The organism is Hydrogenophaga sp. FG152 (assembly GCF_057809615.1).
Window position 1 is genome coordinate 35685 of record NZ_JBMDKH010000007.1, and the last position, 12248, is coordinate 47932.

At 58.1% G+C, this 12248-nt stretch carries 10 protein-coding genes; all 10 read left to right on the forward strand.

Annotated features, from left to right (window positions below; genetic code table 11):
* The first annotated feature begins 11 nt into the window (after positions 1 to 11).
* The 10 genes from ACODTB_RS10215 to ACODTB_RS10260 all read left to right on the forward strand — a co-directional run bounded on the left by ACODTB_RS10215 (position 12) and on the right by ACODTB_RS10260 (position 12247).
* Entirely contained in the window at positions 12 to 950 is a 939-nt protein-coding gene (locus ACODTB_RS10215; RefSeq protein ID WP_291116052.1) for a Gfo/Idh/MocA family protein, read from the forward strand.
* 28 nt (positions 951 to 978) lie between these two features.
* Positions 979 to 2844 carry an acyltransferase family protein gene (locus tag ACODTB_RS10220; protein ID WP_488929284.1) on the forward strand — a complete coding sequence of 622 codons (1866 nt, stop codon included), beginning with the start codon at positions 979 to 981 and terminating at the stop codon, positions 2842 to 2844.
* 8 nt (positions 2845 to 2852) lie between these two features.
* On the forward strand, positions 2853 to 3953 hold the full coding sequence (locus ACODTB_RS10225; RefSeq protein WP_291116045.1) for an ankyrin repeat domain-containing protein: 1101 nt from the start codon (positions 2853 to 2855) through the stop codon (positions 3951 to 3953).
* A gap of 32 nt (positions 3954 to 3985) precedes the next feature.
* Positions 3986 to 5101, forward strand: coding sequence for a DegT/DnrJ/EryC1/StrS family aminotransferase (locus ACODTB_RS10230; RefSeq protein WP_291116042.1), 1116 nt, complete (start codon positions 3986 to 3988; stop codon positions 5099 to 5101).
* A gap of 146 nt (positions 5102 to 5247) precedes the next feature.
* Positions 5248 to 5979, forward strand: coding sequence for an FkbM family methyltransferase (locus ACODTB_RS10235; RefSeq protein ID WP_291116040.1), 732 nt, complete (start codon positions 5248 to 5250; stop codon positions 5977 to 5979).
* Between the two features lie 114 nt (positions 5980 to 6093).
* Positions 6094 to 7176 (forward strand): non-hydrolyzing UDP-N-acetylglucosamine 2-epimerase, encoded by a 1083-nt coding sequence (gene wecB, locus ACODTB_RS10240; RefSeq protein ID WP_291116037.1) that lies wholly within the window; start codon positions 6094 to 6096, stop codon positions 7174 to 7176.
* Positions 7177 to 7232: 56 nt separating this feature from the next.
* Positions 7233 to 8477 carry a lipopolysaccharide biosynthesis protein gene (locus tag ACODTB_RS10245; RefSeq protein ID WP_291116035.1) on the forward strand — a complete coding sequence of 415 codons (1245 nt, stop codon included), beginning with the start codon at positions 7233 to 7235 and terminating at the stop codon, positions 8475 to 8477.
* Complete coding sequence (locus ACODTB_RS10250; protein ID WP_291116032.1) at positions 8474 to 9868, forward strand: hypothetical protein; 1395 nt, start codon at positions 8474 to 8476, stop codon at positions 9866 to 9868. Before ACODTB_RS10245 ends, ACODTB_RS10250 begins: the two co-directional genes overlap by 4 nt.
* On the forward strand, positions 9865 to 11097 hold the full coding sequence (locus tag ACODTB_RS10255; RefSeq protein ID WP_291116029.1) for a glycosyltransferase family 4 protein: 1233 nt from the start codon (positions 9865 to 9867) through the stop codon (positions 11095 to 11097). Before ACODTB_RS10250 ends, ACODTB_RS10255 begins: the two co-directional genes overlap by 4 nt.
* Positions 11098 to 11116: 19 nt before the next feature.
* Positions 11117 to 12247, forward strand: a complete 1131-nt coding sequence (locus tag ACODTB_RS10260; RefSeq protein ID WP_291116026.1) for a glycosyltransferase family 4 protein — start codon at positions 11117 to 11119, stop codon at positions 12245 to 12247.
* Position 12248 lies beyond the last annotated feature (1 nt).

Below are 12248 nucleotides of genomic sequence, written 5' to 3' on the forward strand. Positions count from 1 at the left end.
TCCGCTCGATCATGAAAAATTTCGCCCTCATCGGAGCCGCCGGCTACATCGCACCGCGCCATATGCGCGCCATCAAGGATCTGGGGCACAACCTTGCTGTGGCTTACGACGTCAATGACTCCGTGGGCATCATCGACAGCATTTCGCCGCACAGCGAGTTCTTCACCGAGTTCGAGCGCTTCCAGGAACACGCGCACCAACTCAAGCGACACTCCGAAACTGCTCTGGATTACGTGGCGGTCTGTTCACCCAACTATCTGCATCACGCCCATATCGCAGCAGGCTTGCGGCTGGGTTGCGACGTGATCTGCGAAAAACCGCTGGTACCTACGCCGGAGCTGCTGGACGAGCTGGCGTTGATCGAGCGCGAGACGGGGCGACGCGTATTCAACATCCTGCAGCTGCGTCACCACGACGCCATCCAGCAGCTCAAGGCCAAGGTGGCGGCCGCACCGGCGGACACCAAGTTCGACGTCGAACTCACCTACATCACCTCGCGCGGGCGCTGGTATGCAGAAAGCTGGAAGGGCGACCCCCGCAAGGCCTTCGGCGTTGCCACCAACATCGGCGTGCACTTCTTCGACATGCTGCACTTCATTTTCGGCAAGCTACAGCGCAACGTCGTGCACTACGCGGGCGAGGCCCGCACTGCCGGCTATCTGGAATACGAACGCGCCCGGGTGCGCTGGTTCCTGTCGATTGACGCGAACGATCTGCCTGAAGAGGTCAAAGGCACGAAGACCACCTTCCGCAACATCGACATCAGTGGTGAGAAGCTCGAGTTCTCCGAAGGCTTCACCGAACTGCACACCACAAGCTACCGCGAGATCCTCGCAGGACGCGGCTATGGCCTGTCGGATGCGCGGCACTGCATTGAAACGGTCAACGTGATCCGCACGGCCGTTCCCACGCGCGGCGCGGCGGGCGAAGTGCACCCCTTCATCCGCTAGTTTGCTCCGAAGGGCCATGCATCAGGACATGAGCACAGGCTCATCTATCAGGCAGGACATTCAAGGTTTGCGGGCATTGGCCGTGCTGGCCGTGATCGTCTTCCACATGCAGGCCGATTGGTTGCCAGGCGGTTTCCTTGGCGTGGACGTGTTCTTCGTGGTGTCGGGTTTCGTGGTGTCGCGCGTCATCCTGCAACGGGGCGCCAGCTTCTCCTGGCTTGGCTTCTATGCCAATCGGTTGCGCCGCATCGTGCCCGCCTACGTGGCCATGCTGCTGGTCGTCGCACAGTTGGCTGCGGTGTTTCTCGTTCCGGATGACTTCAAGCTGTTCGAGAAGAGCATGCGCAGCGCGCTGCTGTTCATCAGCAATCAGTACTTCGCGACGGCAGGCGACTATTTCGCTCCCGCAGTTCACGAGTGGCCGCTGCTACACACTTGGTCGCTCGCGGTCGAAATGCAGTTTTATCTCTTGCTGCCGCTGATCCTGCGGCTGACCCCACGGCGGTGGCTGCCGACCGTGCTGGGCATCTTGTGCATCGCGGGGTTTTCAATCGCACAATCAAAAATGACGCACAGCGGTGGCAACCTGCAGCCGCTGTACTACGCAATGACTGTGCGCGCGCCGGAGTTTCTGATGGGCGCTTGGTTGGCCACTGTTCAAAAGCCCGGTGACGCTATACCCGCATCCTGGCGCACGCCCATAGGCCTGGTCGGCCTTGCGCTGATGCTCGGCGCTTTTGTGATACTCGATGGAGAACGTTTCAGTCCGCTGGCGGCCATCTGGCCTTGTGCAGGGGCGCTGCTGCTGATGGTTGCCCAAGACAAACTCGTCGCCGCACGCTGCTTGTCCCACCCGTGGCTGGTTCTGATCGGCGCGCTTTCTTATTCGCTTTACCTCTGGCACTGGCCACTGCTCGCTTTGGCGCGCTATGTCTGGCAGGACTCGATGCTTCCCTGGTCACTGCTGGGCTCAGTGACGCTGTCGTTCTCGCTCCTGGCTTGGCTGTCTTGGCGATTCGTCGAACAACCGTGGCTGAGGCCGCAGACTGGCCTGCGGCTGGCCAAGCGAACAGCTGCCGTCACCGCGATGGTGGTCGCCGCCCTTGTCGCCACCCGCCCGCTCAACGCTGGCATTGCGCCGACGCCACCGCAGACAGCGTTGCGTTACGCACCGCCGGATTCAATCTGCCATGGACAGATCGCGGGCAGTTGCCAACGCGGCGCCCCCCTACGAGCCAATGAGGTGCTCGTGTTGGGTGACAGCCATGCCGCCCAGCTCAACCTGTTCATGGACGCCTTCGGCCAGGCACACGGGGTTCGCGCAACCGTACTCTCTGCGAGCAGCTGCGTGCCGTTCCCCGGATTCGAGGACGAACGTTTGGTGCAATGGGCAATCGAGCCTTGCCGCCAGATGCAGAAGGCCGTCGAAGCCCGATTGCCAGACAACCGCACGCTGATCGTGGCCGGAAAATGGTCCTACCAGATCGGCAACCCGGCCTTTCTGCCCGCGTTCAGCCGGTTCCTGGAAGAGACCGATCGGAGAATGCAACGCGTGGTCGTCCTCGCGCAGCTGCCAATGATGAGCCATGACCCGGTGCGCGCGCTGCGCATGAAATCCCTCGGCATTCAGCCAAACATTGCAGTGATCCCCCAGGTGCGCAACGCGAACGCGCAAGTCGAGGCTATGGCAAGCCGTTTTCCTCGCGTTGCTTTCGCCGATTTCAATTCTTCCCCCCTGTTTGCATCGCTCCCCTTCCTCGACAATGAGCTGATCTACATGGACAGGCATCACCTCAATGAAATCGGCTCCGTACGCTACGCGCAATACGTGGGCAAAGATCTCGCGCAACTGGTTGCAGTTGGAGCAACACCATCCCTCATCAAGACGCGTTGAAGCCCTACATGAAACCCATCGCCATCTTTGCATATGACTTTCCCCACCGAAAGACTCACGACTTCTTGGTAGATTTGGTGAGCTATGGCTTCAAGAACCTTCGGGTGTTGGGGGCACCCAGGAAAGACTTGGGCGCACTGTCCAAGCCGCAAATGGCCAGCGGCCCCATCCAAGTGTTTAGGCCACTGCCAACAGCAGAGCTTTGCAACAATCTAGGGTTGACATATATGGCCTTGGATCACCGAGACGCTTTGCAGATTGGCCGCTTAGTACTGGAAGAGGAGATTTCATTGGGCATCATCTCAGGCGCCCGAATTCTTTCCGCCGACATTATCTCGCTATTCTCCCAGGGAATCGTGAACTTTCATCCTGGAAAAATTCCGGAAACTTCGGGGTTGGACGCCTTTTCCTACATGATCATGAGAGGCGCGACAGCAGGTGTAACCACTCACTTTGTTGACCATCGCGTCGATGCTGGGCGCTTGGTGCGCTTCAACGAGTTGCCCATTCATTCCGATGACACGCCAGCGATTGTTCAAGAAAACGTCTATCAACTGCAGCGCATGGCTTTGCGCGAACTCGCCAACGACATTGAGCAAGGAAGCTTCCCCCAATGGCAAATAGACCGGCCATTCAAAAATGCTCCCATGAAGGAACCAGAGAGGCAAGCGGCGTTAGCGCTATTTCCACTATGGAAAGCAAATCGCCTAATTGCACAAAGACAGCGGTCTTTTTTTCATGCCTGCGAGATCGGAGACATTGCGGCAGTCGCATCAGAACTAAAGATGGATCCCGCCTTGGTATCTGTATCCAATGAAAAAGGCTGGACTCCCTTGATCGTTGCATGTTTCCATCAGCGAATCGAGGTGGTGAAGGCGCTGCTTGAGGCGGGCGCCGACCCCAACCGCTGCGCGGCGAAAGGCACCACACCGTTGATGTATGCAAAAACCAAGTCCTTGCATCAGACCAGTGACTACCGGTTGCTGAAACTTCTCATCGAATCTGGTGCAGACTGCAAGCGAACAGACGGCGCAGGCATGACTGTTCTGGAGTATGTGGAGCAAGCAGGCGATGCTCACCTTGCCGCCTTCCTCCGCGAACACATCTGAGAGCAACTGCTCAACAAACTGACCAACCCACCATGGAATTCATCAACCTCAAAGCACAGTACAAAAGCCTCAAAGTCGAGATCGATGCCGGTATACAACGCGTGCTCGATCACGGCCAATACATCATGGGGCCGGAGGTGATGGAACTCGAGGAACGTCTGGCCGCTTACACCGGTGCACGACACTGCATCACCGTTTCGAGCGGCACCGAAGCTCTGCTCATTGCGATGATGGCGCTCGACCTTCGCCCGGGCGATGAGGTCATCACCACGACCTTCACGTTTGCCGCCACCGCCGAAATGATCGTGCTTCTCGGGGCGCGCCCGGTGTTCGTCGACATCGAGCCCGGCACCTGCAACCTGGATGCGTCTCAAGTCGAGGCAGCCATCACACCCCGCACCCGGGCCATCATGCCGGTCAGTTTGTATGGTCAGGTGGCGAACATGGACGAACTCAATGAGATTGCCGCACGGCATGGCGGACTTGCCGTGATCGAGGATGCCGCACAAAGCTTTGGCGCCATCTACAAGGGACGTCGAAGCTGCAACCTGTCAACCTTTGGCTGTACCAGCTTCTTCCCGAGCAAGCCATTGGGTTGCTATGGTGACGGTGGAGCCATCTTCACCAACGACGATTCGCTCGCTCTAGCCTGCCGGGAGATTCGCATACACGGTCAGAGCGCTCGCTACCACCACACCCGCGTTGGCGTGGGTGGGCGCATGGACACGCTGCAGTGTGCAATCGTTCTGGCCAAGCTCGAACGGTTCGACTGGGAGCTTGAGCGGCGAAAGGCGCTGGGAGAGCGCTACAGGCGGCTCATCCAAGGCGCGGAATTGGCCGATCTGGAGTTGTTGGAAGTGAAACCGGACCGTGACTGCGTCTGGGCCCAGTACACCGTCATGGTGGAGCAGCGCGAAACTGTCCAGGCCAAACTCAAGGTGGCAGGCATACCTACCGCGATACACTATCCTAAACCCTTGCATCGGCAGCCCGCCTATGAGGCTTACGCCAATGGCACGGGCTATCCAGTGAGCGAAAAACAGGCCGCACGTGTCATGAGCCTGCCCATCAGCGCCGACCTGAGTCATGAGGATCAATCACGCGTCGTCGAAGCCCTGCAATCGTGCCTAGAGGCTCGCAGTGTTTGAAATCATCATCCGTCACTCCGGCAAAGGCGCTATCAACGGGGACCGCGTCGGCGACACGGTTCGCTGAAGCCGCGCCTTGCAATAAGCTGAGGCGAGGCAAGGCGCCCGTCTAATTTCCCCGAGATCCATCTGAAGGTGAAACCACCATGGACATCTATCGATCCACTCTTTCCTGGTACCGAAAAGGTCGGGTCTTGTGCAAACGTGCCGTCGGCATAGAGCCGGCCATCGGCACCACGCTTGACGTCGACAGCGAATACCACGGCAATGAAGGCTACGGAGGGTGGGCTGTTCCCGCCGGCATTCTTCGCAGCGATTCGGCAGTGGTCGATGTCGGCCTTGGCGAGGACATTTCGTTCTCGGAATCGCTCATCGAGAGATACGGGTGCAGCGTCCATGGATTCGACCCAACGCCCAAGTCCATCGACTATGTGCAAAAACGCAACCCCAGTAGCTTTTACCTGCACCCCATGGGCGTGGCGGGCTCGAGCAGAAAGGCCACGTTCTTCCTCCCGAACAATCCTTTGCATGTCAGTGGCTCCATCACCAAATCAGATCATGTCGGAGGCGATCGGATCGAAGTTCAACTGATTGACCTGGACGAGGTTCTCGGCATCATCGGCCAGGACAAGATTGACCTGTTGAAGATCGATATTGAGGGAGCGGAATACGAGTTGCTGAACTCGACTTCGTTCAAGAACAGCGCAGAGAAGATCCATGTCATCTGTGTCGAATTCCATCACCGCTGGAACGAGTTTGGCGCGAAGGCAACCCTTGAGGCGGTCGCCACGCTGCGCCAACTGGGCTTCGAGTGCATGTGGCAAGCCAGGGAAAGCAACGAGGAATTCACCTTCGTCAACACCCGTTGGGCGCGCTGATTTGCCCATGAAGCCGTAAAGGCAGAGCACTGCCACCCCACCAACGGCGCGTTTGCGCTCGAACCAAACCAGTCGGCCCATGGGCCCGACACATAGAAAAGAACAGGGAATACCGTGGAAATCTTGACCATCGTCGGCGCCAGGCCGCAGTTCATCAAAGCAGCGGCCTTTGCCCATGCCCTACGAAGGCATGAAGGACCGCCCATCAAGCACGTCCTCGTGCACACGGGGCAGCACTACGACGACATGATGTCGGATGTGTTCTTTCGGGAACTCAACATTGGTGCGCCAAACCACAACCTGGGTGTTGCCGGTGGTTCGCATGGTGCCATGACCGGCAGGATGCTGGAAAAGATCGAGTCACTGCTGTTGGAGCGTCGACCAGACTGGGTGTTGATCTATGGGGACACCAACTCCACCCTCGCCAGCGCATTGGCGGCCTGCAAGCTGCATATCCGGGTGGCGCACGTCGAAGCTGGTCTGCGGTCGTTCAACATGCGCATGCCAGAGGAAATCAACCGCATCGTCGCGGACAAGCTTTCGACGCTGCTGTTCTGTCCAACGGAGACCGCGGTTCACAACCTGCGGCAGGAAGGGATTGTCCAGGGAGTGCACCAGGTTGGCGATGTCATGTATGACGTCGCTCTTCAGTTCGCGGAAATTGCCGAGCGCAATAGCACGGCAATTTCTCGCATGGGACTGACGGGCCGGCCCTACGTGCTGGCCACCTGCCATAGGGCGGAAAACACCGATGATCCAGATCGACTGGCTGGCATTCTGAAGGCGTTGGATGCCATGGCAGAAACGCATGCGGTCGTACTGCCTATTCATCCAAGGACCCGGCAGAAAATCGATCAGTTGGGCTTCGAGCGGTTGCTCGGACGCATCCAGGTTGTCGATCCGCTGTCCTATCTTGACATGGTGATGCTGGAGAAGAATGCCGCAGTAATCGTGACCGACTCCGGTGGTGTCCAGAAGGAAGCCTTCTTCTACCAAGTGCCTTGCATCACCACGCGCGACGAAACGGAGTGGGTTGAAACCGTTGAAACAGGATGGAACGTTTTAAGCGGTGCAAATGCTGACAGCATTCTCACCGCCTTCCAGCAGATCGGCCTTCGCACACCAGCGGCCCTGCACCCTTACGGCGACGGCCACGCAGCCGAGTCGATTCTCAATCACATTCTGGCAACAAACTGAGCACGCGCCTATTCATGTCAGCGCCCAACCACGCGAACAGCCCTGCCACTGGCAGAATGCGGCGCAATCTGACGCATCTGGCTTCGGGCACCATCGTGGCTCAGATAGTGCTCGCATTGGCAACGCCATTGTTGACCCGACTGTTTGCACCTGAAGCGTTTGGCATCGCTGCCATTTTCTCCGCTGCCTACGCACTGCTCATACCGATCGTCACGCTCAAGTACGACCAGGCGATCATCCTGCCCAAGGCACGCAAGAGCGCCGAGGCACTCGGTTCCATGGTCATGACGATCGCTACCGTCGGCAGCGCCGTTGTCGGCCTGGGTGTCGTGGGGTGGGTGTTTTTTTTACAGGAGCGGCGCGAGGTCGCCTTTCTGCTGCTCCCGCTGGCGCTTTGGCTGGGAACCGCCTACACGCTGATGCAGCAATGGAGTTCGCGTGCATCCAACTACACCCACTATGCACGGAGCCAAGTGGTGGGCGCCGTCGTCAATGTGGCCATTTGCATCGGATTCGCATGGGCCTGGTCGGCACAACCCATTTTCATGGTCCTGGGCTTCACCGCGGGCGTTGGCGTTGCATTGGCTTACACCATCCATGGCTTCAACGGATGGCCTTACAGAAGCCGGACCGTCCAGGTACGGGGCTTTGCACGCCAGGCCAAGGCCTATGGCAAATTTCCTCTGCTGGTTCTCCCCACGGCGTTGGTCACCATCATCGGTGCCAATGGCATTCCCTTCGTGCTGGCGCCACAGTATTCGCTGGCGGAGGTGGGCATGTTCGCCGTGGCCAATCGGGTCTTGTTGGTTCCCGGAGCTATCGTGGGAGGAGCACTTGCTGAAACGGTGCGAGCAGAGTTCGCGGCGCGCCAGCGTGCCAGAGAAAAGGTCAGACCCACGTTCACGAGAGCCGTGGGATGGATACTGGGGCTGGCCGGCGCCTTTTTCAGCGCCATCTACCTGCTGGCCCCGATTGCCTTCAGCTGGGTCTTTGGCCCGCAATACGCTGGCTCCGGGACCATCGCGCAAGCACTGACACTCGCGGCCTTCTCGCACTTCGCTTGCGCACCGTTCATGTACGTGTTTGCCATTTTGCGCAGACCGGCCATGGGCTTGTTCGGACAAGTGCTGATTGCGCTGCTTCCTGTTGGCGTGCTGATTCTGTCCTCCCTCCAATCGGTTCCCCTCATTGAAGCGCTGTGGATGTACTCGCTGTGCACCTTGGGTGGGGCCACCATCATGCTGACGCTGGTCTACCGGGGATGCGTTTCCTTTGACTCCAGAAATGGACAACAGCCGTGAGTTCAGCTGCAGTGTCAAATTTCACCGGGAAAGCATTCAATACGCAAGGCGCGTTGTGGCGGCGCATACGCACGGCCTGCTATTCGCTCCTCTATATCCTCGGCGTCCACTATGCGTATGTCGGCTATATCCATCCCACGTTCGAGTACGCGCACTACATCTATCTGGACCATTCGTCGACGTCCCTTTTCACCACCTATCTCCTCGCCTGGCTGCCCATAGCTGCGCACAGGCCGTCCTCCGATCCAGCCCAAGCCGTCGCCGCGCTGATTTACACGCTGTCGTACGTACCGATCCAGTTGAGCCTCTTGTTTTCGGTCGACATCAAGTATGACCACTTGGTGTGGATTCAGATAATGCTGGCGGGCAGCATGGTGGTGCTGTTCACGGTTGCAAAAGCTCAACGCAAGCGCTCGCCCCAGCTGAGGTCCAATCAGTTCAGACAATTGGATTGCGTCATCGGCGCGCTTGCACTGATGGCGACAGCACTGCTGCTTGCCGCCAATGCTGAACATATGCGACTGGTGTCTTTCGGAGACGTCTACGACCTGCGTTTTGAATCCGCCGCCGTGCCACAAAGCACCGCCAGCGCCTACCTGATCTCCTGGCTGTCCTACTGTTTCATTTCCTATCTATACGCCAGAGGTTTGTTTTACCAAAAATGGGTGTATATCGCAGCCGGACTCGCCATGTCGCTTACCCTGTACATGTCCACCGGTGCCAAGACCGCGATACTTCTACTGCCTGTCAGCATGGGCCTGAACTGGCTCTGGGACAATGGGCGAGACTTCCTGCCACGCTTGCTAGGAGCCATGGTGCTCTCCATCCTTGTCCTCGTGCTTGTTCTGCCAGACTCGGGTGTGTGGATGTGGATGAAATCCATCTTCCTCGTCAGGGTGCTGGGAACAGCTGGCTGGACGGCAAGCAAGTACCTGGAGCACTTCGGCGCGGAAGGTCTCACCTACTACAGCCATATCGGCCCTATCAATGCGCTCACGCACTCCTACCCCTTCGGGGACCTGTCACTGGGCCAGATGATCGGGCTCGCCTACAGCGGTTCTACTGAGGCCAACTTCAACGCCAGCTTCTGGGCCAGCGATGGATTTGCCGCCCTCGGTCCCATCGGCGTGCTGGTGGTGACACCTTTCGTGGCAGGCGTTTTGTATCTGATCAATCGGATCACATCGAATCTCAACTCCAGGTTCACCGTCCTGTGGATGGGTGGCTTCTTCATGGCACTGCTGAACGTCCCCTTGTCCACCGCGCTCCTCTCGGGTGGAGGATTGGTCATATTCCTCCTGGCCTGGTGGCTGTCACGCCGGCATATTGGCGCAAGGCGTCGGTCGGCGCGACGGCTCGATACCCCGCACACCACAATGAGTTCACCATGAAAATCGTTCACGTCGAAGACTTCATCCATCCTGATGCGGGATATCAGGTCAACATGTTGGGCCGACTGCAAGTCCAGCAAGGCCATCAGGTCGAGATCGTCACGGGCGAGATGGAGAAGATTCCCGATTTCCTCACCGCCTTCTTCGGCAGGGAGCGCATTCAGGAGAGGGACGAACGGTACCGCCGGGAGGCCGGCGCCCGCATACACCGGGTGCCTTTGCATGGCTTCTACAGCGGCAGGGCCATCTTCCACACCTTCAAGCTGTTCCGCAAGGTCCGGGAGTTGAAGCCGGACGTGGTGTTCGTGCACGGGGAAGACACGCTGACAGGCATACTGTTCATCTGGCTCGCGCGCTGGCTCCCATATCCCCTCGTGCTGGACTGCCATATGCTGGAGATGGCGTCGAAGAACCGCTTTCGCGAGTACTTCCGCTCCTTTTACAGGCGCTTCGTCACCCCCGTCATCCTGAAACGGAACATCCCACTGATTCGCGTGGTCGACAGCGACTTCGTTGAAAAATGCCTTGGAATTCCACTGTCGCGCACCCACTATCTGTCACTGGGGACGGACACAGACTTCTTCCAGCCGGATGTTCCGAACAAGGCCCACCTCCGCGCAGAGCTAGGGCTCGACCCCAATGCATTCGTCGTGCTCTATGCGGGCAAGCTTGACGAACACAAAGGCGGCATCTTCTTCAGCGAGACGCTCAAAGGAAAGCTTGAAGCAGCCGACAACCGACCCATTGAATTCCTGATCATTGGCAACACTGTCGGAGAGTACGGGAAGAAGGTCGAAGAGAACCTGACGATCAGTGAAAACCGCATCGTGCGCCGGCCCACCCAACGCTACCTCGATCTGGCAAAGTTCTACCAAGCAGCAGACTTGGCGGTTTTTCCGAAGCAATGCAGCATGAGCTTCTTCGAGGCACAGGCATGCGGACTGCCCGTGCTGTTTGAGGAAAACGAAATCAACAACATGCGTGCGGTTGGGGACAACGCATTCACCTTTCAGCCTGGCTCCATCGAGAGCTTTCGAGAAAAGCTGATCTGGCTGGCCTCACAACCGCCCGCCACTTTCCAAGGCTACTCCACCCAGGCAAGAGAATATGTGCTTCGCCACTTTGACTTTGTTCCCATTGCGCAACAGTACTCTGCCGTTCTGCTCGAGGCTGCGGAAAAGTGGAACAACCAAGGAGTCGGCTCCACGCACGGCCCTCGAACTTCGTAGCAGCATGGCGACGGCAAACTTGACCAAGCTCCGCGTTCTTTTTATCGCCCCTGTCCCACCACCAATCACCGGGCAGGCAGTTGCATGCGAAGCGCTGTACATCGACCTATCGGGCCAGGGCCACGAAGTGACGCTGATCAATCTCAGCAAGCAGAGCTTCCGCCAGGGCATCAACTCGATTGGCCGCTTGTTGGAAATCGTGCAGATTCTCGGACAAACGCTTCGGCACGCGCGCAATGCCGACCTCGTCTATCTGACGCCGGCAGAGTCGGTGGCGGGAAACCTCAAGGATATGGCCATCCTGCTTTGTCTCGGCTCGAAGACCAAGCGCACGTTCCTGCATCTGCATGGAGGCGCAGGGATGCGCAAGCTTCTGAGCGATAGCCATCCATGGCTGCACAGAATGAACGCCTGGCTTCTTCGAAGGGTTGCTGGAGTCATTGTGCTGGGAGAGCGCCATGTCTCGATCTACAGCCACATCGTGCCCCGCGCTCGAATTCATGTGGTGAAGAACTTTGCTGGCGACGAATGGTTTATCGACAACCAATCCCTTGCGCAAAAATGGGCCAGGCGCAACAGATTGAACGTGCTTTTTCTCAGCAACCATCTGCCCGGGAAAGGTTATCGGGAACTGATCGAAGCAATTCAACTGATTCCACCCAACCAGCGCGCCCAATTGGATTTCCATTTTGCCGGTGGGTTCGAGGACGAAGCGTCGAAGTCCGAATTTCTCGGGCGGATTGCGACGCTAGATGACGTGACCTATCATGGCACGGTCTCCGGTGAGGTCAAAAAGCGCCTCCTTCATGCGGCACATCTGTTCTGCCTGCCTACCTACTACCCCTATGAAGGCCAGCCCATCAGCATCCTCGAAGCCTATGCCTCGGGTTGTGCGGTCATCACTACCAATCACAGTGGGATCTTCGATATCTTCACTCCGGAAGAAAACGGATGGGAAGTGCAGCCGCGTTCGGCCCAATCCATTACCGATGCGCTCCTTCGATCTCTCTCCGAGTTTGATTCAGTGGCAGGCATGGGCCATATGAATGCCCGACAAGCGTCGACGGAATATCGCCGGACCCAGCACCTTCAGGTATTGAATCGGTGTCTCGGATTGGCTCGCCCGGCGGACGCATCCCCAGTCACATGAG